This window comes from Phenylobacterium sp., from assembly GCF_036563285.1.
Taxonomy (GTDB): domain Bacteria; phylum Pseudomonadota; class Alphaproteobacteria; order Caulobacterales; family Caulobacteraceae; genus Phenylobacterium.
This window is the reverse complement of sequence record NZ_DATCMR010000011.1, coordinates 1,236,368-1,262,082: the sequence shown is the minus strand read 5'-3', so window position 1 is coordinate 1,262,082 and position 25,715 is coordinate 1,236,368. Positions and strand designations below refer to the sequence as shown.

The 25,715-nt window shown below is 69.9% G+C and carries 22 protein-coding genes; 12 read left to right on the top strand and 10 right to left on the bottom strand.

The window, feature by feature from the left end:
- The first annotated feature begins 72 nt into the window (after positions 1-72).
- The gene (locus VIL76_RS17000; RefSeq protein ID WP_332046224.1) at positions 73-2,094 is read left to right on the top strand and encodes a TonB-dependent receptor plug domain-containing protein; all 2,022 of its coding nucleotides are present in this window, start codon (positions 73-75) and stop codon (positions 2,092-2,094) included.
- Complete coding sequence (locus VIL76_RS16995; RefSeq protein WP_332046223.1) at positions 2,094-4,097, top strand: TonB-dependent receptor plug domain-containing protein; 2,004 nt, start codon at positions 2,094-2,096, stop codon at positions 4,095-4,097. Before VIL76_RS17000 ends, VIL76_RS16995 begins: the two co-directional genes overlap by 1 nt.
- Before the next feature lie 48 nt (positions 4,098-4,145).
- Here the strand turns inward: VIL76_RS16995 and VIL76_RS16990 are convergent, their stop codons facing one another.
- A complete protein-coding gene (locus VIL76_RS16990) occupies positions 4,146-5,993 on the bottom strand; it encodes a peptide MFS transporter (protein WP_332046222.1) in 1,848 nt (615 codons plus the stop codon).
- A gap of 199 nt (positions 5,994-6,192) precedes the next feature.
- Between VIL76_RS16990 and VIL76_RS16985 the strand changes: the two genes are divergently transcribed.
- On the top strand, positions 6,193-6,720 hold the full coding sequence (locus tag VIL76_RS16985; RefSeq protein WP_332046221.1) for a DUF427 domain-containing protein: 528 nt from the start codon (positions 6,193-6,195) through the stop codon (positions 6,718-6,720).
- Positions 6,721-6,726: 6 nt separating this feature from the next.
- On the opposite strand, the gene VIL76_RS16980 is transcribed toward VIL76_RS16985, so the two are convergent.
- Together VIL76_RS16980 and VIL76_RS16975 are read right to left on the bottom strand one after the other, a co-directional pair.
- Positions 6,727-8,082: a glutamate--cysteine ligase gene (locus VIL76_RS16980; RefSeq protein ID WP_332046220.1), complete on the bottom strand. Its 1,356-nt coding sequence runs from the start codon at positions 8,080-8,082 to the stop codon at positions 6,727-6,729.
- Between the two features lie 103 nt (positions 8,083-8,185).
- Positions 8,186-8,908 carry a 16S rRNA (uracil(1498)-N(3))-methyltransferase gene (locus VIL76_RS16975; RefSeq protein WP_332046219.1) on the bottom strand — a complete coding sequence of 241 codons (723 nt, stop codon included), beginning with the start codon at positions 8,906-8,908 and terminating at the stop codon, positions 8,186-8,188.
- Positions 8,909-8,990: 82 nt separating this feature from the next.
- Between VIL76_RS16975 and VIL76_RS16970 the strand changes: the two genes are divergently transcribed.
- Positions 8,991-10,193, top strand: coding sequence for a winged helix-turn-helix domain-containing protein (locus tag VIL76_RS16970; protein WP_332046218.1), 1,203 nt, complete (start codon positions 8,991-8,993; stop codon positions 10,191-10,193).
- Here VIL76_RS16970 and VIL76_RS16965 read toward each other — a convergent pair.
- Together VIL76_RS16965 and VIL76_RS16960 are read right to left on the bottom strand one after the other, a co-directional pair.
- Positions 10,190-11,977 carry an ABC transporter ATP-binding protein gene (locus tag VIL76_RS16965; RefSeq protein WP_332046217.1) on the bottom strand — a complete coding sequence of 596 codons (1,788 nt, stop codon included), beginning with the start codon at positions 11,975-11,977 and terminating at the stop codon, positions 10,190-10,192. The two genes, VIL76_RS16970 and VIL76_RS16965, sit on opposite strands and share 4 nt — an antisense overlap.
- 368 nt (positions 11,978-12,345) lie before the next feature.
- A complete protein-coding gene (locus tag VIL76_RS16960) occupies positions 12,346-14,364 on the bottom strand; it encodes a M13 family metallopeptidase (protein WP_332046216.1) in 2,019 nt (672 codons plus the stop codon).
- Positions 14,365-14,474: 110 nt separating this feature from the next.
- Between VIL76_RS16960 and ubiA the strand changes: the two genes are divergently transcribed.
- The 4 genes from ubiA (at position 14,475) to VIL76_RS16940 (ending at position 17,841) form a co-directional block, all read left to right on the top strand.
- Positions 14,475-15,410 carry a 4-hydroxybenzoate octaprenyltransferase gene (ubiA, locus tag VIL76_RS16955; RefSeq protein WP_332046215.1) on the top strand — a complete coding sequence of 312 codons (936 nt, stop codon included), beginning with the start codon at positions 14,475-14,477 and terminating at the stop codon, positions 15,408-15,410.
- A 308-nt stretch (positions 15,411-15,718) separates the two neighbouring features.
- Positions 15,719-16,660, top strand: a complete 942-nt coding sequence (locus VIL76_RS16950) for a fatty acid desaturase family protein (protein ID WP_332046214.1) — start codon at positions 15,719-15,721, stop codon at positions 16,658-16,660.
- 127 nt (positions 16,661-16,787) lie between these two features.
- On the top strand, positions 16,788-17,453 hold the full coding sequence (locus tag VIL76_RS16945) for a methyltransferase (RefSeq protein ID WP_332046213.1): 666 nt from the start codon (positions 16,788-16,790) through the stop codon (positions 17,451-17,453).
- A 46-nt stretch (positions 17,454-17,499) separates the two neighbouring features.
- Positions 17,500-17,841: a VOC family protein gene (locus tag VIL76_RS16940; protein WP_332046212.1), complete on the top strand. Its 342-nt coding sequence runs from the start codon at positions 17,500-17,502 to the stop codon at positions 17,839-17,841.
- A gap of 155 nt (positions 17,842-17,996) precedes the next feature.
- Here the strand turns inward: VIL76_RS16940 and VIL76_RS16935 are convergent, their stop codons facing one another.
- The 3 genes from VIL76_RS16935 to VIL76_RS16925 form a co-directional block, all read right to left on the bottom strand.
- Positions 17,997-19,523: a UbiD family decarboxylase gene (locus tag VIL76_RS16935; protein WP_332046211.1), complete on the bottom strand. Its 1,527-nt coding sequence runs from the start codon at positions 19,521-19,523 to the stop codon at positions 17,997-17,999.
- Between the two features lie 189 nt (positions 19,524-19,712).
- A complete protein-coding gene (locus VIL76_RS16930) occupies positions 19,713-20,057 on the bottom strand; it encodes an MmcQ/YjbR family DNA-binding protein (protein ID WP_332046210.1) in 345 nt (114 codons plus the stop codon).
- A gap of 12 nt (positions 20,058-20,069) precedes the next feature.
- Complete coding sequence (locus VIL76_RS16925) at positions 20,070-21,836, bottom strand: gamma-glutamyltransferase family protein (RefSeq protein WP_332046209.1); 1,767 nt, start codon at positions 21,834-21,836, stop codon at positions 20,070-20,072.
- A gap of 64 nt (positions 21,837-21,900) precedes the next feature.
- On the opposite strand from VIL76_RS16925, the gene VIL76_RS16920 reads away from it, so the two are divergent.
- From VIL76_RS16920 to VIL76_RS16905, 4 genes are read left to right on the top strand one after another with little or no spacing between them, the layout of a single operon-like run.
- The gene (locus tag VIL76_RS16920) at positions 21,901-22,302 is read left to right on the top strand and encodes an MAPEG family protein (RefSeq protein WP_332046208.1); all 402 of its coding nucleotides are present in this window, start codon (positions 21,901-21,903) and stop codon (positions 22,300-22,302) included.
- Between the two features lie 37 nt (positions 22,303-22,339).
- Positions 22,340-23,671, top strand: a complete 1,332-nt coding sequence (locus VIL76_RS16915) for a TldD/PmbA family protein (protein ID WP_332046207.1) — start codon at positions 22,340-22,342, stop codon at positions 23,669-23,671.
- A complete protein-coding gene (locus tag VIL76_RS16910; protein ID WP_332046206.1) occupies positions 23,668-24,462 on the top strand; it encodes a 3'(2'),5'-bisphosphate nucleotidase CysQ in 795 nt (264 codons plus the stop codon). The genes VIL76_RS16915 and VIL76_RS16910 overlap by 4 nt, the downstream gene beginning before the upstream one ends.
- 20 nt (positions 24,463-24,482) lie before the next feature.
- Positions 24,483-24,731 (top strand): DUF4170 domain-containing protein, encoded by a 249-nt coding sequence (locus VIL76_RS16905; protein ID WP_332046205.1) that lies wholly within the window; start codon positions 24,483-24,485, stop codon positions 24,729-24,731.
- A 7-nt stretch (positions 24,732-24,738) separates the two neighbouring features.
- Here the strand turns inward: VIL76_RS16905 and VIL76_RS16900 are convergent, their stop codons facing one another.
- Positions 24,739-24,969 (bottom strand): hypothetical protein, encoded by a 231-nt coding sequence (locus tag VIL76_RS16900; RefSeq protein WP_332046204.1) that lies wholly within the window; start codon positions 24,967-24,969, stop codon positions 24,739-24,741.
- 55 nt (positions 24,970-25,024) lie between these two features.
- A complete protein-coding gene (locus VIL76_RS16895) occupies positions 25,025-25,708 on the bottom strand; it encodes a fused DSP-PTPase phosphatase/NAD kinase-like protein (protein WP_332046203.1) in 684 nt (227 codons plus the stop codon).
- Positions 25,709-25,715: the final 7 nt, after the last annotated feature.

The window sequence follows — 25,715 nt, the reverse complement described above, 5'->3', positions numbered from 1 at the left end:
TCCACCTTACGGGCAATTAATTGGCCTGAAACCCGAGGCGCAGTTCACCTGCGGCGGCTTGGGAGAGAGTTCATGCTCATAGTCCACCTCCTGGCGCAGGCCGCTGCCGCGGCTGCGCCGGAAGCCGCCGCTGCGCCGACGCAGGGGGTGATCAGTTACCCGCCGTCCTATTTCGCGGCCCAGCAGCCGTCGAACGCGTCGGACATGGTGGCCCGGCTGCCCGGCTTCTCGCTGGACACCGGCGACTCGGTCCGCGGCTTCGAAGGCGCGGCCGGCAACGTCCTGATCGACGGCCAACGGCCCTCCTCCAAGACCGACAACCTCGAAGAGATCCTGCGCCGCATCCCCGCGGGCCAGGTGGAACGGATCGACGTGATCCGCGGCGGCGCTCCCGGCATCGACATGCAGGGCAAGACGGTGCTCGCGAACGTCATCCGCAAGAAAAGCGGGGGCACACGCCTGCTCACCGCGATGTCGCAGAACCACACCAACGACGGCCGCACCATGCAGGCCTTCCGCCTGGAAGCGAACGGCGACCTGCCCGGCGGCCGAAAGTGGGAAATCGGCACCTTCGCAGGCAAGGGCCTCGACGACGGCGTCGGCGAGGGCGCCGGCGTGGTGATCTATCCCGACGGCACGCCGCCCGACCTGTCGCGCATCCGCGGCGAAGCCGACGGGGTGAACTTCATCGGCACCGGCGTCTATGAGACCCCGCTGTTCGGCGGCCGGGCGCGCATCAACGGCCGCCTCGCCACCGACAAGTTCAAGCTGGAAGAGGACAACGAGATCTACTCGCCCACGCCAGGCCTGGAGACCACCGACGACCTCTACCTCACCGACGATACCGAGATCGGCGGCAACTACACCCGCCCGATCACCGACAGGACGACGCTGGAGCTGGTCGGGCTGCGCCAGAGCCGCGACCGCACCATCACCTCCACCTTCGTGGACGTGGACGCCAACGCCTTCGTGTTCGATCTGGAGCGCCAGTCCAGCGAGACGATCGGTCGGGCGGTGGTGAAGTACAGGTTCGACGAGCGCCTCTCATTCGAGGCGGGCGGCGAGACCGCGCTCAACAAGCTCGACAGCCATACGGCCTTCCTCGAGAACGCCGTCGCCCAGGACCTCCCCGCCGCCAACGTGCAGGTGGAGGAGTTGCGTAACGAGGCCTTCCTGAAGAGCGCCTGGCGCCCCTCGGACGCCTGGACCGTCGACGCCGGCGTGCGCTTCGAGCGCTCGACCATCTCGTCCGAGGGCGACGTGGTCCTGGAGAAGACCCTGCAGTTCGTGAAGCCGCGCGTCGCGGTGACCTGGGCGCCTCGGCCCGATACCCAGGTGCGCCTGCGCATCGAGCGCGAGGTGGGCCAGCTCAACTTCGACGACTTCGTCGCCTCGTCCAACTTCCAGGCCGGCACCGGCGTGGTCGCCGGCAACCCGGACATCGACCCGCAGCAGGCTTGGGTGGCCGAGGCCGAGTTCGAACAGCGCTTCTGGGCCCGCGGCGTGGTGGTGCTCACCCTTCGCCATTCCGAGCTCTCCGACGTCATCGACCGCGGCCCGGTCTTCACCGACGACGGCGTGTTCGACACCCCCACCAACATCGGCGAGGGCCGCAAGGACCATGTCGGCATCAACCTGACCCTGCCGCTCGACCGGCTGGGCTGGAAGGGCGCCCAGTTGAAGGGCGACGTGGCCAAGATCTGGAGCGAGGTCACCGACCCCACCACCGGCGAGAAGCGCGAGATCTCCGGCCAGCGTCCGCTCGACTGGAACGCCAGCTTCGTCCACGACATCCCGCGCTGGAACCTGAGCTGGGGCGTGGATTCCTTCGGCGCCTGGCGGCAGACCTACTACCGCTTCAACCTGATCGAGACGGTCAAGCTGAAGACCTATGTGAAGCCGTTCATCGAGTGGCGGCCGGCGCCTGACGTGAACATCCGCTTCGAGATCGGCAACGCCACGGCCCGCGGGCTTCGCCGCACCGTGCAGGTCTATCCCGGCCCCCGCAGCGAGGGCGGCCAGCCGATCATCATCGACCGCGACTACCAGCCGGGCCGCACCTTCTACTTCCGCGTCCGCAAGACCTTCGGCTGATGCTGCAGCTCCTGCTCCTCCTCCAGGCCGCCGCTCCCGAAACGGCGGCCCAGCAGGGCGTGATCAGCTATCCGCCGTCGTACTTCGCAGCCCAGCAGCCGAACAGCGCCATGGACATGCTGAGCCGGATCCCCGGGTTCAGCTTCGACGCAGGCTCCAGCGTCCGCGGGTTCGAAGGCGCAGCCGGCAACGTGCTGATCGACGGCCAGCGGCCCTCTTCCAAGAGCGACGACCTGGGCAGCATCATCCAGCGCATCCCCGCGAGCCAGGTCGAGCGCATAGACGTGATCCGCGGCGGCGCGCCCGGCATCGACATGCAGGGCAAGACCGTGCTGGCCAACATCATCCGGAAGAAGGGCGGCGGGCGGCGCGGCATGGTCCAGGCGTCGGACCTCCACCTCTGGGACGGACGCGACCTGATCGGCCTGCGCGCCGACGCTTCCGGCGGCGAGGGCCGGCGCAAATGGGAACTCTCGCTGCGGCACGGCACCGGCCTGGACGACGGGGCCGGCAAGGGACACGGCGCGCGGATCTACAGCGACGGGACGCCGACCCTGCTGACCGACATCGACCAGGAGGGCGACGGGCGCCAGTACGTCGCCTCCGGCTCGATCGAGACGCCGCTGCTCTGGGGCGACCTGCGCCTCAACGCGCGCGCCCTGGACGACCAGTTCAAGTTCGAGGACACTACCCGCTACCGCGCGCCTGCCACCGGAATGGAGCAGAGCGTCTTCCACCAGGACCTCGTCGAGACGGAGGTCGGCGGCCGCTACAGCCGCACCTTCGGCGGCGACACCGACCTGGAGCTGGTCGCCCTGCGCACCGACCGCAACCGGATCACCGCCTCGACCTTCGACGATGGGACGTTCAGCGACTTCACCCTGGACCGCGACACCAGCGAGACCATCGGGCGAGGCGTGCTGAAGCACCGCTTCAGCCAGACCCTGTCGGTCGAGGCCGGCGGCGAGACGGCGCTCAACACGCTGGCCAGCGCCACCGCACTTCGCGTGGACGGAGAGGCGATCGACCTGCCCGCCGGCAACGTCCACGTGGAGGAGGACCGCAAGGAGGTCTTCGCGAAGGGGACCTGGCGGGCCACCTCCCAGCTCACCTTCGACGGCGGCGTCCGCTACGAGAGCTCGACCATCACCTCGTCCGGCGACGTGCAGCTCGAGAAAACCCTGCGCTTTCTCAAACCGCGGATGGCGGTCACCTGGGCGCCGTCCGAGACCCGGCAGGTGCGCCTGCGCATCGAGCGCCAGGTGGGCCAGCTCAACTTCGGGGACTTCGTCGCCAGCGGAAACCTGAACAACGCGGCGGGCGTCACGGCCGGCAACCCCGACCTCAACCCCGAACAGGAGTGGGTCTACGAGGCGGCCTTCGAGCAGCGCTTCTGGGGGTCAGGGGTCGTGGTGCTGACCCTGCGCCACTTCCAGATCACCGACGTCATCGACCGGGGACCGGTCTTCCTCGAGGACGGAACGGTCTTCGACACGCCCCAGAACATCGGCGATGGCAAGCGCACGGCCATCATCCTGGAGTACACCATCCCCTTCGAACGCCTGGGCCTGAAGGGCGCGCAGCTGAAGGGGGAGGTGCGCAAGCGCTGGACGGAGGTGGTGGACCCGACCACCGGGCAGACACGAGAGATCTCGGGGATCCACCCGCTCGATTGGCAGGCCAACTTCAGCCACGACATCCCGAGCTGGAAGATCACCTGGGGCGTCGACGTCTTCGGCGGCTTCCGCGAGACCTACTACCGCTTCGACTCCATCGAGAACTTCAAGCTGCACACCTACGTGCAGGCCTATGTGGAGTGGAAGCCCTCGCCTCAGTGGAACGTCAGGGCCGAGCTGCGCAACCTGACCACTCGCGACCTGCGCGACACCTTCTACATCTACCCGGGCGCCGGCCGGACGGGCGCGCCGGACATCGACGACCGGCTGAACTTCGACACCCCCGGCGGCGTCAGCATCCGCATCCGCCGCAACTTCGGCGCATAGAAAAAGGCCGGGGACCCGCCCCGGCCTTTTCCGTCTCCTGCCTTGGGCTCAGGCCTTCTTGTCGGCCCGCACGGCGGCCGGGCTCACCGCCTGGCGCTCGCCGTCGAGCACCGGGGCGATCGGCTCCGGCTGCTCGTGGTTGTCTGGATCGTTCACGCCATGCGCCCAGCGCTTCACGAAGAAGCTGAGCGCAATGAACACCACGCCCAGGCCCATGCCCCACAGCCCCAGCATGTTGAACACCTCCAGCGAGGTGCGCAGCGCGAGCGCCGGGTCGGTGACCTGGCCGCCCACCGTGTGCGTGCCGGCCAGGCTGGCGATCCAGCCGCCGACGTACTGGGCGATGGAGGACGACAGGAACCAGACGGCCATCATGAAGGACACCACCGAGGCCACCGACAGCTTGGTGATCTCGGAGAGGCCGACGGGCGACAGGAACAGCTCGCCCGTGGTGTGGAACAGGTAGAGCAGGCCCAGCAGGATCAGCGGCATGCGGTACTGGTCGTCAGCCATGCCGGCGCCCCACACCACCACCATGAAGCCCAGCCCCACCTGGACCAGGCCCAGGCCGAACTTCAGCGTCGGGTTGGGGTCGCGCCCCTTCTGCGCCAGCCACGCCCACATGGCCGCGAAGATCGGCGCGAAGATGAGGATGAAGCCGGCGTTGAACGACTGGGTCTGGGCCGCCGTGATGCCCATCAGATCGACGTTGCGGGCCGCGAACAGGTTCAGCGAGGTGCCGGCCTGCTCGAACAAGGTGAAGAACACCACGGCGCCGAAGATCAGCACCATGGCCAGCATCATCCGCTCGCGCTCGATCTTGTTGCACTTGGCCACCAGGAACCAGCCGATGAAGCCGAGCGACAAGACGATGGAGGCCATCAGGCCGATGCCCACCAGGTCGTTGCGCTGCACCAGGAACATGATCGGCAGGACCCCGAGCACGCCCAGGACGTAGATCAGCCACTCGCGGTTCAGGGGGCCTACGACCTTCTGCTTCAGCGCCTCGGGGTTGGGCGGCTCGCCCTTGCCCTGCAGGTGCTTCTTCCCGAGCACGAAGACCACGAAGCCGGCGAGCATGCCGACGCCGGCCAGGCCGAAGCCGGCCCACCAGCCCACCGTCTGGCCAAGCAGGCCGCAGAGCACCGAGGCCCAGAAAGCTCCGAGGTTGATGCCGTAGTAGTAGAGGGTGAAGCCGGAATCCCGGCGTGGATCCCCCTGCTGGTAGAGCTGGCCGACGATCGTGGAGATGTTCGGCTTGAGGAAGCCGACCCCCATGATGATCAGCGCCACCGCCAGGAAGAAGGCGCCCTGGCCCAGCGGGTCGGCCTGGGTCTGCAGGGTGTAGGAGCCTTCCGGCAGCACCGAGGGCAGCGGACCGCCGGGGGCCAGGCCCTTGATCTCCAGGCCGCCGCCGTTGGCCGCCGGGCCGAACTCGTACGCCTGGCCGCCGACCATCAGGCGCACCTCGCGGGCCTCCATGCGGCCTTCCGCGGCCACCGGATAGCTCTGGCCGGCGTAGACCAGCTGTTGCCGCGACCCCGTGCCCTCGACCGCCATGGTCAGGTGCCCGGCGACCAGCAGCAGGGCCCCGAAGGCCACCGCCTTGCGGGTGCCCAGCCAGCGGTCCGCCAAAAGGCCGCCCACCAGCGGCAGCAGGTAAACGAGGGAGGTGTAGGACCCGTACTGCAGGTTCGCCGTCTCGTCGGAGAACAGGAGATGCTGGGTCAGGTAGAAGATCAGGATGCCGCGCATCCCGTAGTAGGAGAACCGCTCCCACATCTCGGCAAAGAACAGGATGATCAGGCCGCGCGGGTGGTTGCGCAGCAGCTGCAGCAGCACCGGGATCCCCGTCACCAGGGTGATCACGATGCCGATCAGGACGACGATGTTCATGCGGGGCGGTTCCGTTTTCCCTGACGACCAGGAAGCCCCGAGAATGGTTTCCTCCGGGCCCGTGCGATTTGCGGGGAGAAAATCACTAGCGGAGCCTCAGCACAAGCAAGCCTCTCCCCAAGCGATCAACGGCGGGGGCGCCGCGCGATGGACCCGCCCGCGGCGCTCCGGCGTTGAGTCCGCAGGAGGACCCGACGCCATGCTGACCCCCGGCCCCGATCACCCCATCTCCGTCGAGCCCGCGAAGCGGCGCTGGCGGGCCATGTTCAACGGCCACGTGATCGCCGACACCGCCGACGCCCTGGTGCTGCAGGAGGCGAACTATCCGCCGGTGGTCTACTTCCCGCGCGACGACGTGGCGATGGAGTACATGGGCCGGACCGACCGGATCACCCACTGCCCCTACAAGGGCGACGCCGCCTACTACACCCTGCGGATGAACTCCGAGATCGCCGAGAACGCGGCGTGGTCCTACGAGGAGCCGGCGGACGCCGTCGGCCGGATCAACTCGCGCATCGCCTTCTACACCGACCAGGTGGAGGTCTACGAGGTCGACGACGCGGCTGTGAACCCCCACCACGTGGCCGAGGTCCGCGACGACGGCCACGAGGCCGAGGTCGGCGAGATCGTCCAGCACACCGATTCCGGCGGCGGCACGTCCCAGCGCGACCACTGGAAGCCGAACGTCGAGACCCCCGGCCAGGAAGACCGCGGCGGTTTGAACTAGCCAGCGCTAGTACGCGAACGCCTCGAAGACCTTGCTGGCGTCGCCAGCCCACGGTCCGTTGTAGAGCTCCAGCAGCCGCTCGGCGGGGGTGACCCCGCTGGCGGCGATCTCGAAGAGCTCGGTCAGGTAGCCGCTCTCGTCCACCAGCCCGCCGGAGAGCCGGTTGCGGCGCTTCAGGCCCTCGGCGGCGATCTGCAGCACATCCCTTGCGACGTCCTGCACCGTGCGCCCGGCGACCGTGGCCTTCAGGCCTACGCGGGTGACGTCCCCGCGCAGCCGCTCGTGGTCGGCGATGTCCCAGTCCTTGCAGAGGTCCCAGGCGGCCGACAGCGCCGCGCTGTCGTAGAGCAGCCCCATCCACAGCGCGGGCAACGCGCACAGCCGGCTCCAGGGACCGGAGTCCGCCCCGCGCATCTCCAGGTACTGCTTGAGCCGCACTTCGGGGAAGATGGTGGTGGTGTGGTCCGCCCAGTCCTTGATGGTCGGGCGCACGCCGGGCAGCTCCGGCAGCTTGCCTTCCATGAAGTCACGGAACGAGCGGCCGGCCACGTCGATGTACTTGCCGTCGCGCTTCACGAAATACATCGGCACGTCGAGGGCGTAGCGGGCATAGGCCTCGAAGCCGAAGCCGTCGCGGAACACGAAGTCCAGCATCCCCGTCCGGTCGGCGTCGGTGTCGGTCCAGACGTGGGCCCGGCTGGAGACGTAGCCGGTGGGCTTGCCCTCCACGAAGGGGGAATAGGCGAACAGCGCGGTGGCGATCGGCTGCAGCGCCAGGCTGACCCGGAACTTCTCGACCATGTCGGCCTCCGAGCCGAAGTCGAGGTTCGCCTGCACCGTGCAGGTGCGGAACATCATGTCGAGGCCGAGCCCCCCGACCCTTGGCATGTACTGCCGCATGATCTTGTAGCGACCCTTGGGCATCAACGGGACCTGCTCGCGGGTCCAGGTCGGGGCGTGCCCCAGGCCGAGGAAGCCCAGCCCCAGCTCGTCGGCGACGACCTTCACCTCCTGCAGGTGGCCGCCGGTCTCCTCGCAGATGTCGTGGATGGTCTCCAGCGGGGCGCCGGAGAGCTCGAACTGGCCGCCGGGCTCCAGGCTGACGTTGGCCAGGCCGCGCTCCAGGGCGATCACGTTCTCGCCCTCGTAGACCGGCTTCCAGCCATACCGGGTCAGACCGTCCAGGAGCGCCTTGATACCGTTCGGTTCGTACGGGACGGTGTCATGGGAGCCCAGCCGAAAGACGAACTTCTCGTGCTCGGCGCCCACACGCCAGTCGGCCTTCGGCTTGGCGCCCGCCTCGAACCAGCGGACCAGGTCCTCGAACACGAGGGGGCGATCGTCGCACGCGGCGTCGGCCATCGGATTGCCCCTCCCGTCCCAACTCGAAGGTGTGCGCCAGGCGGGGTCCCGCCGTGCGACATCCTTACCGTTCGAAGGCAGATGGGTGCAAACCCCGAGCCGCTCAAGAGCGCCAGTCCCCAAGCGCCGCTTGCCACAGCGTGAGCGCGCTGATGGCCGCGGTGTCGGCCCGCAGGATCCGAGGACCGAGGCTGACCGCGATGGCGAACGGCAGGCCGCGCAACGCCTCGCGCTCCTTCGGCGAGAACCCGCCCTCCGGCCCGATCAGTATGGCCCAAGGTCCGACCGGCTGGCCGGTGAGCGCCTCCAGCACCGGCTTCGCGTCGCCCGCCTCGTCGCAGAACAGCAGCCGTCGGCCGGGCTCCCAGCCACCGATCAGCTTCTCGAGCCTCACCGGCTCCAGCACCTGCGGCACGTCCAGCCGGCCGGTCTGCTCGGCGGCCTCGACCGCGATAGCCTGTAGCCGGTCCACCCGGGTGTGGTCGGCGTTGGTCCGTTCGGTGATCGCCAGCCGCACCCGCCGCGCCCCCAGCTCGGCCGCCTTCTCCACGATGGTCTCCAGCGGCGCTCGCTTCACCAGAGCCACCACCAGGTCGAGGTCCGGCCCCGCCCCCTGCGGCCGCGCCGCGTCGATCACCTGCAGGGTCACCGCGCGCTTGGCCACCTTGGCCACCAGCGCCCGCCACTCCCCGTCGCGCCCATTGAAGACCCTGAGCTCGTCGCCGGCCTGCGCCCGCATCACAGCGCCCAGGTAGCGGCTCTGCCCCTCGTCGAGGACGAGCTCCGCGCCTGCGCCGAGCGCGGCGTTCACGAACAGCCGGATCATGCCGCCGCTTTAGCCGCGGAATCCGGACGGCGCATCCCGCGGGAACATTGTTCTTTCTTTGTTCGGCCGCTAGCCTCGACCCATGAAGGACCGACTCAGCGCCGGCGAGGCGCGCCGCATCGCGCTCGCTGCGCAGGGCTTCGCCTCCCCCCGGCCGGACCGCGCGGTGACCAAGCGTGACTTGGCCAAGCTCATCGAGCGCCTGGGCGTCGTCCAGATCGACAGCGTCAACGTCGTCTCCCGCACCCACTACATCCCGGCCTTCTCCCGCCTGGGCGCCTACGACCGCAGCCTGCTGGAGGAGATCGCCTGGGCGAAGAAGCGGCCGCTGTTCGAGTACTGGGCGCACGAGGCCAGCCTGTTGCCCCTCGCCAGCCAGCCGCTGTTCCGCTGGCGCATGCAGGACGCCCATGACGGAACCGGCGTGTGGAAGGGGGTCGCCCGCTTCCTGCGCGAGCGGCGCGACTTCGTCGACCGCGTGCTGGAGGAGATCAGGGACCGCGGACCGCTGGCCGCCTCGGACCTCGAGCTCGGCCACAAGGGCCAGGGCGGCTGGTGGGGCTGGAGCGAAGCCAAGCGCGCCGTCGAGTGCCTGTTCTGGACAGGCGAGCTCACCACCGCCACGCGGCGGGGGACTTTCGAGCGGGTCTACGGCCTGCCGGAGAAGGTTCTGCCCAGTGCGGTCGTGCAGGCGCCGACGCCTCGGCGCGAGGACGCCCAGCGCGAGCTGGTCCGCATCTCCGCCCGCGCCATGGGCGTGGCGGCGGCCAAGGACCTGCGCGACTACTTCCGCCTGCCGGTGGACGGCTTCAAGGACCGGCTCGCCGAGCTTGTGGAGGAAGGCGCCCTCCTCCCCGTCACCGTGAAGGGCTGGCGCGAGCCCGCCTACCTGGACCCCGCCGCCCGCAAGCCGCGCCGCGTGGACGCCCAGGCCCTGCTGTCGCCGTTCGACAACCTGATCTGGTTCCGCGAGCGCACCGAACGCATCTTCGGCGTCCGCTACCGCATCGAGATCTACACTCCCGCAGAGAAGCGCACCCACGGCTACTACGTCCTGCCGTTCCTCGAGGGCGACGCCATCACCGCCCGCGTCGACCTCAAGGCCGACCGCAAGGGCGGCGTCCTCCTGGTGCAGTCGAGCCACGCCGAACCCTGGGCCACCGACGAGACGCCGGTGCGCCTGGCCGCCGAGCTCAGGCTGATGGCGGAATGGCTCGGCCTTTCCGACGTCAGCGTGCAGACGCGCGGAGACCTCGCCCCCGCGCTCGCCGCCGCCGTCGGTTAAGCCCAACCCTCCGTCACCGCGTGCAGGCGGGCGTAGGCGCCGCCCTTCTTCACCAGCTCCGAATGCCGGCCCTCCTCGACGATGCGGCCATCCTCGAACACCAGGATGCGGTCGGCGCCGCGGATGGTCGACAGGCGGTGGGCGATGACGATGGTGGTGCGGCCCACCATCAGCTCCTCCATCGCCGCCTGCACGTCGCGCTCGGTCTCCACGTCCAGCGAGCTCGTCGCCTCGTCCAGCACCAGGATCGGCGCGTCGGCCAGGAACGCCCGGGCGATCGCCGTGCGCTGCCGCTCCCCGCCGGAGAGCTTCACGCCCCGCTCCCCCACCAGCGTCTGGTATCCCTTCGGCAGCCGCGAGATGAACTCGTGGGCCCGGGCCCGGCGGGCCGCCAGCTCGATCTCGTCCTCCGTCGCGTCCGGCCTGGCGTACTTGATGTTCTCCGCCAGGGTGCGGTGGAACAGCGCCGGGTCCTGCGGCACCACCGCGATGGCGCGCCGCAAGGACCCTTGGGTCACCGTCGCAATGTCCTGCCCGTCGATGACGATCCGCCCGCCCTGCACGTCATAGAGGCGCTGGATCAGCTTCACGAAGGTGGACTTGCCGGCCCCCGTCGGCCCCACCAGCGCCACCCGCTCGCCCGGCGCGATCCGCAGCGAGAAGTCGTCGTAGAGCGGCCGGTCGGCGGACTTGTAGGTGAAGGTCACCTTGTCGAAGACGATCTCGCCCAGGTCGGGCGTGAACGCCTTGGCGTCCGGCGCGTCCATCACCTGCGGGTCCATCCGGGCGTAGCGGGCCACGTCCTCCACGTCGTCCATGCCGCGCTGGGTCATGCGGATGTTCTCGCCGAGGTTCCGCAGGTAGCTGGACATGGTCATGAAGGCGGTGACGGCGAAGGCCACGTCGCCCGGCGTCGCCTGGCCCTTGGTCCACAGCCACACCAGCAGGCCCGTCAGCCCCGCCAGCAGCACCACCAGCATCAGGTTGTGCAGCAGCCACAGGTCCGTGAACCGGTTCCAGGTGACGTTGACCGACTTGCGCCAGAGGTCCGTCACCTCCCCGATCCGCGCCTCCTCGCGCGGCTCCGCGCCGAAGCTCTTCACCGTCGCGTTCGACGACACCGAGTCGGCGATCGCCCCGCCGATGCGGCTGTCCAGGGCCACCGACTTTATGTTGTGCGGCCGGGCGTACTTCTCGGTCAGCCAGATGTTCGACCAGACGAAGGCCGCCACCACCACGCCGGAGAACAGCCCCACGATCGGCCAGCGCACCGCCATGGTCACGCACATGCCCACCAGCACCAGGAAGGCCGGCCCCAGCCAGATCAGGGCCGCGTCCGAGACGGTGTCGTAGCCCCACATGGCGCGGGAAAGCCGGCGCACCGTCGCGCCCGCGAAGTTGTCGGCGTGCCAGTCGGCGGAGAAGGCCTGAACCTTCTTGAACGCCTCGTCGATCATCTCCTTCATGTTGCGGCTGGCGAGCGGGATCCAGAACCGCATGGCGGTGTTCCGGATCACCAGATAGCCAAAGTAGACGCCCACCAGCAGCGCCCAGGCGTCCCAGGCCGGACCGGGCGCCCCGCCGCTCGCCACCACCGCGTCCACTAGCGCCTTCACGGCCCAGGGCACGGCAAGGTCGAAGCCGATGGAGATCAGCGTCAGGCCGATCGTGGCCCACAGCAGCCAGCCGCGTCGGCCCCAGTAGCCGGCGATGAAGCCCAGCACCTGGCGGTTGTTCAGCACCCGCTGCTTGGCCTCGTCGGCGTCCTCGTAATGGTCGGTCATCGCAATAGCTCGAAGTCTGCCGCCGGGCCGGGGGTGGCAGGCTCCAACGAAGGAGCCGGCCGCACAGCTTCGGCAGCGTGGATGGGAATTGGGGGTGGCGTCTCGTTGGGAGGGCGGCTCGGCGGCGAGCGCGCGCGCAGCGGCGCTTCAGGCCTTGCGGTCCTGAAGCCTCGACTCCTGACGAACCGTCGGAGTTAGCGGTGCGGCGGCGGCGCTGCGGCGGGCCGAAGTCGGGGGAACGCAGTCGCAAATCGCATGCTGGACCTCCCTCACCGGTTGCCGAAGGCGCGGAACCTAGGCTGCGCGTCAGGCCGGGTCAATCGTCGGCGAACAGCGTTTCGCCACCCGTGGCCCGGCCGCCACACATCTCACCACACCCGCACGCGCTGCTCCGGCGGCAGGTACATCTTCTGCCCCGGCTTCACGTCGAACTCGCGGTACCAGGCGTCCATGTTGCGCACCTCGGCGGAGCGCCATTCGTTGGGCGAGTGGGGGTCGCTGATCAGCTGCTGGCGCAGCGCATTCTCCCGCTGCAGCGAGCGGTGCGTCTGGGCGAAGGACATGAAGAACCGCTGGTCGCCGGTCAGCCCGCCCAGCACCGGGGCGGGCTTGCCCTTCAGCGAGGCGTGGTAGGCGTCCAGCGACATCGCCAGCCCCGCCAGGTCGCCGATGTTCTCGCCCAGCGTCAGCCGCCCGTTGATGCGCAGGCCCGGCAGCGGCTCGTAGGCGTCGTACTGCGCGGCGAGCCCCGCGCCGGCCGCCCGGAACCGCTCCAGGTCGCTGGGCGCCCACCAGTTGTTGAGCGCGCCGGTCTCGTCGTACTTCGAGCCCTGGTCATCGAACTGGTGGCTGATCTCGTGGCCGATCACCCGGCCGACGGCGCCGTAGTTCACCGCCGGGTCGGCGTGCGGGTCGAAGTTCGGCGGCTGCAGGTAGCCGGCCGGGAACATCACCTTCACCAGCGTCGAGTTCGACTGGGCGTTGATGGTCTGCGGGTTCATCGACCATTCGCGCCGGTCCACCGGCCGGCCCAGCCGGTTGAGAATCCGACGCCGCGTGAAGGCCTGCGCCCGCAGCAGGTTCTCGAACGCCTCGCCGGGCTTCACCTCCAGGCTCGAGTAGTCGCGCGGCGGCGTCTGCCCGCCCACCTCGACGCGCAGGTTGGCGAGCTTCTTCAGCGCGCGCGCCTTGGTGGCCGGCGTCATCCAGGAGAGCCCGCGGATGCGCTGCGCCATGGCGAGCTTCAGGTTGCCGGTCATCTCGGTGACCATCGCCCGCGACGACGCCGGGAAGTACCGCGCCAGGTAGATCTCGCCCACCGCGTGGCCCAGCGCGCGGTCGGTCTGGATCACCGCCTGCTTCCAGCCCTCAGGCATCTGGGGCGTGCCCTGCAGGACGCCGCCGTTGAAGGCGAAGTCCTCCTGCCGGAAGGCCCGCGGCCCGGCCGGGGCGAAGTTGCGGATCGCGCGGAAGGCCAGGTAGTCGCGCCAGTCGGCGAGCGGTACGTCACGCGCCAGCGCCGCCGAGGTGGCGATGCTCGAGGGCTGGGCCACGATGTAGAGCGGCTGGCCGGCGATCCCGGCGGCCTCGATATAGGCGTCCCAGTCGAGCCCCGGCGCCTTCGCCGCGAAGTCCGCGCGGGTGAACGGGTTGTAGCGCTTCTCCGCCTGTCGGGTCTCCTCGCGGCTCCACCAACCCCGCGCGATCCTGTCCTCCAGGCCATAGACCCGCGCGGCGCGCGCCTCGACGTCGTCGAAGCCGGCCAGGGCGAACATCTTGGCGATATGCGCCCGGTAGGCGTTGCGCGCCGCCACGTTCGCCGGGGTGTCGACGATGTAGTAGTCGCGGTCGGGCAGGCTGAGCCCGCCCTGGCTCAGGGCCGGGACGTAGCGGGTCGGCTGCTTCACATCGACCATCACCGTGGCCGCGATCGGCGTCGGGTCGGGCCGCCCGGCGCCGTTCGGGTTCGGCAGGTCGCCCCACGAGAGCAGGGCCAGCGCGCGGGCCAGCGCCGCCGGCGTGGTGACGGCCGCGACCCGCGCCAGTTCCGGCTTCAGGGGCTCGATGCCGCGCCCCTCCAGCGCCGCCTCGTCGATCCAGGCCTGGTAGTAGTCGGCTATTTTGCGGCCGTTCGCCGTCCCCAGCGTCCCGGCGCTCTGGATCACGTCGCGCGTCCGCTGCTCGTTGCGCTCGCGCAGCGGCCCGCCGTAGCTCGCGCGGTCCGGCGGGATGGTGTTGGCCTTCAGCCAGCCGTTGTTCACGTAGCGGTAGAAGTCGTCGCCCGGCGCGATGCTTCGGTCCACCGCCGACAGGTCGAGGCCGAACTCGCCATACTCCGGTTTGCCCGCCGGCGTCGCCGCCCAGCCGCTGCGTCCGGCCGCAGCCATCGTCCCCGCCCGCCAGCGCGCCCAGCGCCAGCGCCCGCCTGGTCATGCCCATTACGCAACTTCCCCCTGTTCGCAGCCTCAGTTCTGCACCTAAAGAGGGCCGTCCGCCAATGGCCCAGACCGCCCCCCTCCCCGACGCCGCGCCCACGAACTGGGTCGACCGCTTCGCCCCCGCCGGCCTGCGGCCGTGGCTGAAGCTGGGCCGCTTCGACCGGCCCACCGGCATCTGGCTGCTGATGCTGCCCGGATGGCAGGGGATCGCCCTTGCCGCCGCCGAGCGGGGGGCGCGCCCCGACTGGCGCCTGCTCCTGGCCTTCTTCGCCGGCGCCGCCCTGATGCGCGCCGCCGGCTGCGCCTACAACGACATCGTCGACCGCCACATCGACGCCAAGGTCGCCCGCACCGCCGGCCGCCCCATCCCCTCAGGCCAGATCAGCGTCAAGCAGGCGTGGGGGTTCATCGCCGGCTGCTGCCTGGTAGCCCTGGCGATCCTTCTCAGCTTCCCGCCGCTCGCCATTGGCCTCGGCGTGGGCTCGCTCGCCCTGGTGGCCGCCTACCCGTTCATGAAGCGCATCACCTGGTGGCCGCAGGCCTGGCTCGGGCTGACCTTCAACTGGGGCGCCCTGCTGGGCTACGCCGCGGCGACCGGCAACCTCAGCCTCGCCGCCCTGTTCCTCTACGCCCACGGCGTCTTCTGGACCCTCGGCTACGACACCATCTACGCGGTCCAGGACCTGGAGGACGACGCCTTGGCCGGCGTGAAGTCCTCCGCCCGCCGCCTCGGCTCGAAGGTGAAGCCGGCCGTGCTCGGCTTCTACGCCGTCGCCGTCGCCCTCGCGCTGGCCGCCGGCTTCATCGCAGAGCTCGGCTGGGGCTTCTACGCCATCGCCGCGCTCTATGCCCTCCGCCTCGCCGAGCAGGGCCTCAAGGTCCGCACCGACCGCCCGCAGCTCGCGCTGCGCCTGTTCAAGGCCAACACCTGGGCCGGACTGGTGCTGTTCGCCGCCATCGTCGCGGGGAGCTACGTGTTCCGCCCACACCTCTAGCGGGAGGCGTAACACGCCCTCCCCACCTTAAACCTCATGGTGGATGCGAGCCTGCGGTCTCAGGCGTGTCAAGGACGCGCCTCCGGCGCGCCGCGCCGCGGCCGGCCTGCGGCCGGTCCTTGAGACGCCGGATCCCGAGAGCAAACTGGCTGCCATGAGATTTAAGCCAAGATCCGTCACTCAAAGCCCTCCCCCTCGATGGGGAGGGATGGGTGGGGGTGCGCGCACGCCGGCGACGATCGACCGCCAGTGGGCTCCGCCCGCCCCTGACCCAGCGTCCGCCCCCTTCGTGCTATACTCCCCCCGAAATGCCCGCCGCCGCCCGCGTAGACCCGAAGACCTTCTTCACCCCACAGGAGTGGGCCCCCCTCGCGCGCCGCTCGTCCTGGATCGGCCTGGCGCTGGTCGCCCACGCCTGGATCGTCATCGGCCTGGCCATGGCCATGGCGGTCGTCTGGCCGCTGACCATCCCGCTGGCCATCGCCATCATCGGCGCCCGCCAGCTCGGCCTCGCTATCGTGATGCACGACGCCGCCCACGGCGCCCTGCACCCGAACCTCAAGGTCAACGACTGGGTGGGCAACCACCTGACCACCGGCGACCTGGCCGCCTACCGCCCCTACCACCTGGGCCACCACAAGTTCGCCCAGCAGGCGGAGGATCCCGACCTCGTCCTCTCCGCCCCGTTCCCGATCACCCGCACCTCACTCAAGCGCAAGATCGCCCGCGACCTGACCGGGCGCACCTACTACAAGCTCAAGTGGTCCGGCCTCGTGCAGCGCCTGCGCGAGCGCAAGCCCGGCGAGCCGCTCCTGCCCATCCTGAAGGACGCCGTGGTCCGCCGCCGCCGCTTCCTCACCGGCATGGTGGTGACGATCGCGCTGACCGCCCCTTTCGGCCTGTGGTGGGTCTGGCCCGTCCTGTGGCTGGTCCCGCAGGCCACCTGGCTGCCGATGATCACCCGCCTGCGCAACATCGCCGAGCACGCCAACGTGGGTAAGGACGAGCCGGACCCGCTGCGCCACGCCCGCACCACCCACGCCAACTGGCTGGAGCGCGCCTTCCTGGCTCCCTACTGGGTGAACTACCACTGCGAGCACCACATGTTCATGCATGTGCCCTGCTACCGCCTCCCCCGCGCCCACCGCATGCTGAAGGCCAAGGGCGTCACGGAGCGGATGCTCACCGCGCCCAGCTACGTCGACGTGCTCAAGATGGCTTCGTCGAAGCCGGAGAAGCTAGCGGCCTAGACACCGCTCATCCCCGCGAAGGCGGGGACCCAAGCCGAGTCCGTCGAAGCGGCGCGGTGTTGCAACATCTCGCAGGCCCCATGGGTCCCCGCCTTCGCGGGGATGTGCGGATGTGAGAGTAAGCCCCATGATCGCCCAGGACCCCGCCGCCCGACGGGCCTTCATCCTTCAGAACACCCGCCGGCAGCACCCGCCGCACACGCCCGAGCTCGTCCTGCACCTGGCCGACGAGATCACGCCCATCTGGAAGATGACCGAGGAGGCGCTCTCCGAGATCGGCCTGCCGCCGCCCTTCTGGGCCTTCGCCTGGGCCGGCGGCCAGGCGCTCGCCCGCTACGTCCTCGACAACCCCAACATCGTGGCCGGCAAGCGCGTCATCGACTTCGCCTCCGGCTCGGGCATCGTCGGCATCGCGGCGCTGAAGGCCGGCGCGAAGGACGTGCTGTGCGCCGACGTCGATCCCTTCTGCGGCGTCGCCCTGGAGCTCAACGCCGAGGCCAACGGCGTCGTGGCCCAGTTCACCGCCGTGGACCTCCTCGACATCGGCCCGCCCGCCTGGGCGCAGGTCATCCTCGCCGGCGACATCTGCTACGAGAAGCCGCTGGCCGAGCGCGTCATGGCCTGGCTCGCCCACGCCCGCGCGGCCGGCGCCACGGTCCTCATCGGCGATCCCGGCCGCAGCTACTTCCCCCGCTCGGGCCTCGAAAAGCTCGCCGAATACCAGGTCCCCACCACCCGGGAGCTGGAGGACCAGGAGGTCAAGAAGACCGCCGTGTGGACCTTGCCGCCGTGAGCATCAGGCTCTAGAACATTCCAAGAACATCACTCGAGGACCCGCCATGCGCGAAGACGGCAAGATCGACTATGTGGAGTTCCCCGCCGGCGACCTCGGTCCGCTGAAGCAGTTCTACAGCGACGCCTTCGGCTGGGCCTTCACCGACTACGGCCCGACGTACGCGGCGGTGAACGAAGGGCTCGACGGCGGCTTCGACGGCGACGCCGCGAGCCACTCGAAGGCGCCGCTGGTCATTCTCTACGCCCACGACCTGGAAGCCATGGAAGACAAGGTCCGCGCCGCCGGCGGCCAGGTCATCAAGCCGATCTACAGCTTCCCCGGCGGTCGCCGCTTCCACTTCACCGACCCCTCCGGCAACGAGCTGGCGGTGTGGAGCGAGGGCTAGGCGCCGCACTTTCCCTCCCCTGCAGGGAGGGGCAGGCCGCGCAGCGGCCAGGGTGAGGAAGTGTGGGCCGGAACTCCGAGTCAGCACCTGATCGCGGCGCCCTCACCCGGCTCGCCTGCAGCGAGCTGTCCCTCCCCTGCAGGGGAGGGAAACGCTCACTCCACCTCGCCGCCGTCCCCGGGCAGCCCGAGCCGCCCCCACTTCTCCGTCACCGCCTCGATCACGGCGCGGTCCATGGCGATCTTGCGGCCCCATTCGCGGTGGGTCTCCGGCGGCCACTTGTCGGTGGCGTCCAGCCCGATCTTTGAGCCCAGCCCGCTCTCGGGGCTCGCGAAGTCCAGGTAGTCGATGGGAGTGTTCTCGATGACGGTGATGTCGCGGGCCGGGTCCATCCGCGTGGACAGCGCCCACATCACGTCCTTCCAGTTGCGCGCGTTGATGTCGTCGTCCACGACGATCACCCACTTGGTGTACATGAACTGCCGAAGGTAGCTCCAGACGCCCATCATCACGCGCTTGGCGTGGCCGGCGTAGGCCTTCTTCATCGACACCACGGCGATGCGGTAGCTGCACCCTTCCGGCGGCAGCCAGAAGTCGACGATCTCCGGGAATTGCTGGCGCAGCAGCGGGATGAAGACCTCGTTCAGCGCCTCGCCCAGCACGGACGGCTCGTCCGGCGGCCGGCCGGTGAAGGTGGTCAGGTAGATCGGGTCGCGCCGCATGGTGATAGCGCTCACCTGGAATACCGGGAAGCGCTCCACCGAGTTGTAGTAGCCGGTGTGGTCGCCGTAGGGCCCCTCGTCGGCGTATTCGTCGAGATGCACATGCCCCTCGATGACGATCTCGGCGTGCGCCGGCACCAGCAGGGGCACGGTCTTGGCGGGCACGAGGTCGACCTTCGCGCCGCGCAGCAGGCCGGCGAACTGGTATTCCGACAGTGTGTCCGGCACCGGCGTCACCGCCGCCAAGATAGTGCCGGGATCTGCGCCGATCACCGCGCAGGCCGGCAGCGGCTCGCGCTTGCCCTCCGCCTTCCAGCGCCGGTGGTGCTGCGCTCCGCCGCGGTGCGCCAGCCAGCGCATGATGGTGCGGTCCGGCCCCAGCACCTGCATGCGGTAGATGCCGAGGTTGTAGTCGTCCTCGCGGCTCGTCCCCGGTCCCTTGGTCACCACTAGCGGCCAGGTGATCAGCGGCGCCGGCTCGCCCGGCCAGCAGGTCTGGATCGGCAGCTTCGTGAGGTCGATGTCGGCGCCCTTCAGCACCACCTCCTGCACCGGCGCGGTCTTGCGGACCTGCGGGCGCATGGACATCACCGTCTGGGCCAGCGGGAGCATGTCCCAAGCGTCCTTCAGCCCGCGCGGCGGCTCGGGCGCCCGCAGGAACGCCAGCAGCTCGCCGACCTCGCGCAGGTCACCTGCCGTCGTCCGCTCCCGGCCCTCCAGGGTCACGCCCATGGCCACGCGCTTGACCGTGCCGAACAGGTTGACCAGCGCCGGCATCGAGGAGGGCTGCCCGTCCGCCCGGATCGGCTTTTCGAACAACACCGCCGGCCCGCCCGTGTGGAGCAGCCTGCGCTGGATCTCGGTCATCTCCAGCACCGTGGAGACGGGCTCGGCCACGCGCACCAGCTCGCCGGCGCGCTCCAGCTTCGCCATGAACTCGCGCAGCGACCGATAAGCCATGGCCGCGGTTTACCTGCGGCGCCCGCGCGGGTCTAGGAATTCCGATTGTGAATTCCTTAGGACCCCCGAAGCCCTCGATGGTACTCTAGTGGGCGATCTTTCTCATTGTCTTTCAGAGACTTACCTGACTTCGAGAGTTGTCGCGCTTAGTCGTGCAAATAGGCCTGCCGGCGCGTGTAACACGCCGCGTCAGGCCTCCGCCTTGTCCCATTCCCTGACCATCTTCCTCGGCGCGATCTTCCGCCACCGCCGCTCCAGGAAGTTCTTCAGCGAACCCGGATGCAGGTCCTCGATGCGCGCGAGCACGCACGGATAGTCCTTGTAGTGCGCCGTGAAGTGGAAGGTCCCGGGCTCGGCCTCCATCAGCATCTCGCGCTCGTCGAAGCCGACGTCCATCAGCACCAGGCTCTGGTCCTCGCGCCTCAGCCGGGTGAAGAACTTCTTGTTCACCAGGTACGAGGGCCGGCCGTAGCTCATCCCCTTCTCCACCCCGGGGAAGGACATCACCACGGCTTCCACCTCGTCGGGGCTCATCGGCCGTGCTCCTCAGTACGCCAGCGCCACGCCGTCCTTGCGCATCTCGGTCGCCGCCGCATAGCGGCCCGGCCACCGCTCGACGGCCTGATAGCCGCCGAACCCCCCGTCCGACTCGCCCAGCTTCCAGCCCAGGGCCGCCAGCTCGCGCTTGGTCTTCTCCGGCACCCCGGTCTCGACGCGCAGCAGCCCCAGCGGGTCGAGCTGCTCGCCCGTGGGCTCCATGCCGCCCTCGTGGTGCCAACGGGGCGAATCCCCGGCCTCCTGCAGCGCCAGCCCATGGTCGACCATGTTGGAGATGATCTGCGCCTGGCCCTGCGGCTGCATGTCCCCGCCCATCACCCCGAACGCCAGCCACGGCTCGCCGCCGCGCGTCGCGAAGCCCGGGATGATGGTCTGGAACGGCCGCTTGCCCGGCGCAAAGACGTTGGGATGCCCATCCGTCAGCGCGAAGAGCTCGCCGCGGTTCTGGAACATGAAGCCCAGCCCGTCCGGCGACAGGCCCGAGCCCATGCCGCGGTAGTTCGACTGGATGATCGAGACCATCATCCCGTCCTTATCGGCCGTGGTGAAATAGGTGGTGTCGCCCCGGCTCGGGGCCTGGCCGGGCTGGACGTTCGGGTTGATGCGGTCCGGCCGGATCAGCCGCGCCCGCTGCGCGGCATAGTCCTTCGAGATCAGCCAGTCCGGCATCTTGTAGAAGGCGGGGTCTGCGTACTGCCGCGCCCGGTCCTCGTAGGCCAGCCGCTTGGCCTCCACGGCGTGGTGGATCGAGTCCGCCGACTGGAAGCCCATCTGCTTCACATCGAAGTTGGCCAGGATCGCCAGCAGCTGCAGCGTCGCCACCCCCTGGCTGTTCGGCGGCAGGCCCCACACGTCGACCCCGCGGTAGTCGACGCTCAGCGGCTGCACCCACTCCGTCTTGTGCGCCGCGAGGTCAGCGCGGGTCATCCAGCCGCCGATCCGGCGGAAGTAGGCCTCGATCCGCGCGGCGATGTCGCCCTCGTAGAACGCCCGCCCGCCGCCCTGGGCGATCTGCCGGTAGGTCGACGCGAGCGCCGGGTTCCGGAACACCTCCCCCTCACGCGGCGTCTGCCGGCCGGGCGCCCAGACCTTCAGGAAGTTCTCGTGCTCCTCGATCCCCGACACGTCGCGCGGCCGGGTGAAGCTGCGGAAGGAGCGCTCGAGGTAGAAGGCCACGTTCTGGGTGACCGGATGGCCCTCCTCGGCGTGGCGGATCGCCGGCTCGAACAGCCTGGCCCACGGCAATTTCCCGTACCGCTGGTGCAGCGTCCACCAGGCGTCCACCGCCCCCGGCACGCTCACCGAGATCGCGCCGAAGGACGGGATCAGCCGGTTCTTCGCCCGCCCGCGCACGGTCTCCAGCGACAGCCCCCGCGGGCTGCGCCCGGACCCGTTCAGGCCCATCACCTTCCGCTGCTTCGGGTCCCACAGCATGACGAAGCAGTCGCCGCCGATCCCGCAGGCGATCGGCTCCACCAGCCCGAGCACGGCGTTGGCGGCCACCGCCGCGTCCACCGCCGTCCCGCCGACCCTGAGCACGTCGATGGCCGCCACCGTGGCCAGCGGGTGCGCCGTCGCCGCCGCGCCGTGCAGCCCCCAGGCGGCGCTGCGCGAGGCGAAGGTCGCCCCGTCGATCCGGTCGCCCGACCCGACGTCCGGCCGATTGCGGTTGGGATTGGCCGAGCGGGTGTCGGCGAAGGCCGCGCCAGCGGCGGCTGCGGCCGGCAGGGCGGCCAGGAAGGTACGGCGTCGCATGGCCGGAACATAGCGGCAGACGCGGGTCTTGCCACCGCCTGCGAACGGGCGACAACTGCACCGCATGGAGATCACCCCGTCCGCGCACGCCGCCGCCCTCTGGGTGGGCCTGCACCTGATCCTCCTGCTGGTGCTCTCGGTGCTCGTCGTGCGCCAGCGCCAGCAGCACCACGTGGTGATCGGCGACGGCGGCGTCCCGGCGCTGACCCAGGCCATCCGCGCCTTCGGCAACGCCACCGAGTACGTGCCCACCGGGCTCATCGGCCTGACCGTGCTGGCGCTGGCCGGCGCGTCCCCGCTGCTGGTCCACGTGCTGGGGGGCGCCCTCTTCGTGGGCCGCGCGGCCCATGCCGTCGGGCTGTCACGCAGCGGCGAGTCCTCGCTCCCGCGCACCGTCGGCGTGGTGCTGACCTGGGTGGCCTACATCGCCACCGCCGTCGCGCTGATCTTCTACGCCATCCCCTAAGCTTGTCGGGCCGGTCCCGGTCGGCCATATGCCGGGCATGGATGAAAACCTGCTGCAAGAGGTCGTCGACGCCGCGCTGAAGGCCGGCGCCGATGCGGCCGAGGCCGTGAGCGCCGAGCGCCGCGCGCTTTCCATCTCGGTTCGCCTGGGCGAGCTGGAGGAGGTTGAGCGCGAAGAGGCCCGCGACCTGGGCCTGCGGGTGTTCGTCGGACGCCGCCAGGCCTCGGTCTCCGGCTCCGACATCTCGGCCGACGCTCGCGCCAAGCTGGTCGAGCGCGTCGTAGCGATGGCGAAGCTCGCGCCGGAGGACCCCTACGCCGGCCTCGCCGACCCGAACCTCCTGGCCCGTGGCGCCCTGCCTGAGCTCGACCTGTTCGACCCCAGCGAGCCGTCCGCCGAAGCCTTGGAGGAGAAAGCCCGCACCGCCGAGGCCGCCGCCCGCGCGGTGCCCCGGGTGACCAACTCCGACGGCGCCTCGGCGTCGTGGTCCGCCTCCCACTGGATCATGGTGACGAGCGCCGGCTTCTCCGGCGTCCACCGCGCCTCGGGGTTCTCGCTTGGCGCCTCGGCGATCGCTGGCGACGAGCAGGGCATGGAGAATGGCTACGAGGGCCGCTCCGTGCGCTGGCAGTCCGACCTGCCCGATCCGGACTTCATCGGCTCGGAAGCCGGCCGTCGCGCCGCCCAGCGCCTGGGCGCCCGCAAGATCGCCTCGACGACCGCCCCGGTGATCTTCGAGAACCGCTTGGCCGCCTCCCTGCTGGGCCCGCTGGTCGGCGCCATCTCCGGCCCGTCCATCGCCCGCGGCACCTCCTTCCTGAAGGACAAGCTCGGCCAGCAGGTCTTCGCCAGGGGCGTCACCGTCACCGACGACCCGCACCGTCCCCGCGGCCTCGGCTCCTCCCCCTTCGACGACGAGGGCGTGGCGAACCGCACCCGCAACATCATCGACGACGGGGTGCTGACCACCTGGCTGCTGAACTCGTCATCGGCGCGCCAGCTCGGGCTGACCACCACCGGCCACGCGTCGCGCGGACTCGCCGGCCCACCTGGGGTCTCGACCACCAACCTGACCCTGCGCCCGGGTGATCGCGACCAGGCTGGCCTGATGAGGGACGCCGGGTCGGGCCTGCTGGTCACCTCGATGTTCGGGCCCTCGCTGAACGGCAACACCGGCGACTGGTCGGTGGGCTGCTCCGGCTTCTGGTTCGAGGGCGGCGAGCTCGCCTATCCGGTCACCGAGATCACGGTCGCCGGCAACCTGATCGACATCTACGGCCGCGTGGTCCCAGGCTCCGACCTGGAGATCCGCGGCTCGTCCAACGCACCTTCCCTGCTGGTCGACGCCCTGGCCATCGCAGGCCTATGACCACGGCCGCCGAGGATCTGGCGCTCATCGCCGAGGCGGCCCGCGAGGCGGGCGAGCTGGCGGCCGAGCTCAGGCTCAAGGGGCTGCAGATCGACTACAAGGCGGGCAATTCGCCGGTCACGAACGCAGACCTGGCCGCCGACGCCCTGCTGAAGTACCGGCTGGGACAGGCGCGACCGGAGTACGGCTGGCTGTCGGAAGAGACCGCCGACGATCCCCTGCGGCTGGGCCGCCAGCGGCTGTTCGTGGTCGATCCGATCGACGGCACCCGGGCCTTCCTGAACGACCGTCCATGGTGGGCCGTCTCCATCGCCGTGGTGGAGGGGGAGCGGCCGATCGCCGGCGTCGTCTTCGCCCCGCAGCTGCACGAGACCTATACCGCCGCGGCCGGAGCGGGCGCCGAGCTGAACGGGACCGCGATCGCGGTGAGCGGCGCCTCCGCCCTGGAGAACTGCGGCATGGCGGGGGACCCGCGGCTATTCGAGCATCCAGCCTGGCCGATCCCGTGGCCGGCCATGCGGGTGGAGCAGCGCAACTCCACCGCCTACCGCATGTGCCTGGTCGCCTCCGGCGTGTTCGACGCCGCGGTCGCGCCGGTGCCGAAGCACGACTGGGACCTCGCCGCCGCCGACCTGATCGCCAGCGAGGCCGGCGCTTTCGTGGGCGACCATACCGGCCGGCCGTTCCGCTACAACGGCTCCAAGCCTGTGCAGGCCAGCCTGATCTGCGCCGCCCCCGCGCTGGCCCCATTGATCCTGGACCGCGTCCGGCATATCGCGGAGCCCAAATGACCCTCCACGAAGGTCCCTAGATGTCCGACAAGCAGCTTCTTCACCTCGTCATCGGCGGCGAGCTGAAGGACCTCAACGGCCCGCCCGAGTTCCGCGACCTGAAGAAGGTTGACCTGGTCGGCGCCTTCCCCAGCTACCAGGAAGCCCTGCAGGCCTGGCGCGCCAAGGCGCAGGAGACGGTGGACAATGCGCTGATGCGCTACTTCATCATCCACGCCCACCGGCTGCTGGACCCCGAGAGCGACCACGAGGACGACCACCAGCACTAGGGTCGGATCAGACGCGCTCGAGCTGCTCCAGCAGGGCGCCGTCGCGCCAGACCTCGACGCGCTCGGCGCTGCGGTGCTCGGCGAGCAGGGCCTCGGCCCGATGCCGCACAATCCCGAGCTCGCGGGTGGCGACGAGGTCGACGACCGAGGCCACGCCGTCGGCGCGCACGCACAGCAGCGTGTAGAACTCTTCGCCGGGATCGGCTGGGGGCGCGGCGGCGAGGGCGGCGTCGGTCATGGAGGCTGCATCGCACGGTTCCGGTTAAGTGTCTGTCGGATAAGACACTTAATGGCTATTCACGCCGCAGCAGGCGCTCCGTGATCAGGCTGCCCAGCATCTGGGCGCGGAACCTGGCCTTCATGCCGGCAGGGTCGTACATCGGACTCTGCACCCACTGGGTGAACGACATCCCGGCCGGCTCCCCCTCCTCCAGGTAGCGCTCGAAGGTGTAGTCCAGCACCCCGGTCTTGCCCTGCCGGACGTGCAGGTAGCGCAGGTGCAGCTGGTCCATCGCCTCGCGGATGGTCTTGCCCTTGCGGAAGTGCATGTAGAGCACGCTCATGATGCCGGCCCGGTCCGCGCCGGACTTGCAGTGCATAAGCGCCGGATAGGCGATCGTCTCGAAGAGCCGCTTGGCGCCCAGCACCCGGTCGCGGCTCGGCACCTCTCGCGAGGTGATGGTGAAGTCCACCATCTCCAGCCCCAGACGCTCGCAGGCGTCCTTCTCGAGCGCATGGAAGCTGGCGTCGAAGCCGCCGCGCAGGTTGATCACGGTCCTGATGCCGCGGTCCTTCCAGGCCTTCAGCTGGTGCGGCCAGGGCTGGTTGGTGCGCACCAGCTCCTCGGAGATCCAGTGGGCGTTCGAAAAGCCGAGCCGCAGGTAGGCGTGGTCGTTCCACAGGTAGTCCGCATAGGCGCGCGCGCGGCCCAGCGGGCTCTTCAGGTCGAACGGCGACGTGGCGGACTCAGCGGTCATCGGCGCT

Excerpts from the sequence above, each read along its gene's own strand:
- VIL76_RS16930 (WP_332046210.1), bottom strand. The coding sequence starts at position 20,057 with ATGAGCCCCGACGAGGTGGAAGCCGTGGTGATGTCCTTCCCCGGGGTG.
- VIL76_RS16950 (WP_332046214.1), top strand. The coding sequence starts at position 15,719 with ATGCCCGCCGCCGCCCGCGTAGACCCGAAGACCTTCTTCACCCCACAG.
- VIL76_RS16985 (WP_332046221.1), top strand. The coding sequence starts at position 6,193 with ATGCTGACCCCCGGCCCCGATCACCCCATCTCCGTCGAGCCCGCGAAG.
- ubiA (WP_332046215.1), top strand. The coding sequence starts at position 14,475 with ATGGCCCAGACCGCCCCCCTCCCCGACGCCGCGCCCACGAACTGGGTC.
- VIL76_RS16975 (WP_332046219.1), bottom strand. The coding sequence starts at position 8,908 with ATGATCCGGCTGTTCGTGAACGCCGCGCTCGGCGCAGGCGCGGAGCTC.
- VIL76_RS16925 (WP_332046209.1), bottom strand. The coding sequence starts at position 21,836 with ATGCGACGCCGTACCTTCCTGGCCGCCCTGCCGGCCGCAGCCGCCGCT.
- VIL76_RS16970 (WP_332046218.1), top strand. The coding sequence starts at position 8,991 with ATGAAGGACCGACTCAGCGCCGGCGAGGCGCGCCGCATCGCGCTCGCT.
- VIL76_RS16910 (WP_332046206.1), top strand. The coding sequence starts at position 23,668 with ATGACCACGGCCGCCGAGGATCTGGCGCTCATCGCCGAGGCGGCCCGC.
- VIL76_RS16995 (WP_332046223.1), top strand. The coding sequence starts at position 2,094 with ATGCTGCAGCTCCTGCTCCTCCTCCAGGCCGCCGCTCCCGAAACGGCG.
- VIL76_RS16935 (WP_332046211.1), bottom strand. The coding sequence starts at position 19,523 with ATGGCTTATCGGTCGCTGCGCGAGTTCATGGCGAAGCTGGAGCGCGCC.
- VIL76_RS16980 (WP_332046220.1), bottom strand. The coding sequence starts at position 8,082 with ATGGCCGACGCCGCGTGCGACGATCGCCCCCTCGTGTTCGAGGACCTG.
- VIL76_RS17000 (WP_332046224.1), top strand. The coding sequence starts at position 73 with ATGCTCATAGTCCACCTCCTGGCGCAGGCCGCTGCCGCGGCTGCGCCG.
- VIL76_RS16900 (WP_332046204.1), bottom strand. The coding sequence starts at position 24,969 with ATGACCGACGCCGCCCTCGCCGCCGCGCCCCCAGCCGATCCCGGCGAA.
- VIL76_RS16960 (WP_332046216.1), bottom strand. The coding sequence starts at position 14,364 with ATGGCTGCGGCCGGACGCAGCGGCTGGGCGGCGACGCCGGCGGGCAAA.
- VIL76_RS16965 (WP_332046217.1), bottom strand. The coding sequence starts at position 11,977 with ATGACCGACCATTACGAGGACGCCGACGAGGCCAAGCAGCGGGTGCTG.
- VIL76_RS16915 (WP_332046207.1), top strand. The coding sequence starts at position 22,340 with ATGGATGAAAACCTGCTGCAAGAGGTCGTCGACGCCGCGCTGAAGGCC.
- VIL76_RS16945 (WP_332046213.1), top strand. The coding sequence starts at position 16,788 with ATGATCGCCCAGGACCCCGCCGCCCGACGGGCCTTCATCCTTCAGAAC.
- VIL76_RS16990 (WP_332046222.1), bottom strand. The coding sequence starts at position 5,993 with ATGAACATCGTCGTCCTGATCGGCATCGTGATCACCCTGGTGACGGGG.
- VIL76_RS16920 (WP_332046208.1), top strand. The coding sequence starts at position 21,901 with ATGGAGATCACCCCGTCCGCGCACGCCGCCGCCCTCTGGGTGGGCCTG.
- VIL76_RS16905 (WP_332046205.1), top strand. The coding sequence starts at position 24,483 with ATGTCCGACAAGCAGCTTCTTCACCTCGTCATCGGCGGCGAGCTGAAG.
- VIL76_RS16940 (WP_332046212.1), top strand. The coding sequence starts at position 17,500 with ATGCGCGAAGACGGCAAGATCGACTATGTGGAGTTCCCCGCCGGCGAC.
- VIL76_RS16895 (WP_332046203.1), bottom strand. The coding sequence starts at position 25,708 with ATGACCGCTGAGTCCGCCACGTCGCCGTTCGACCTGAAGAGCCCGCTG.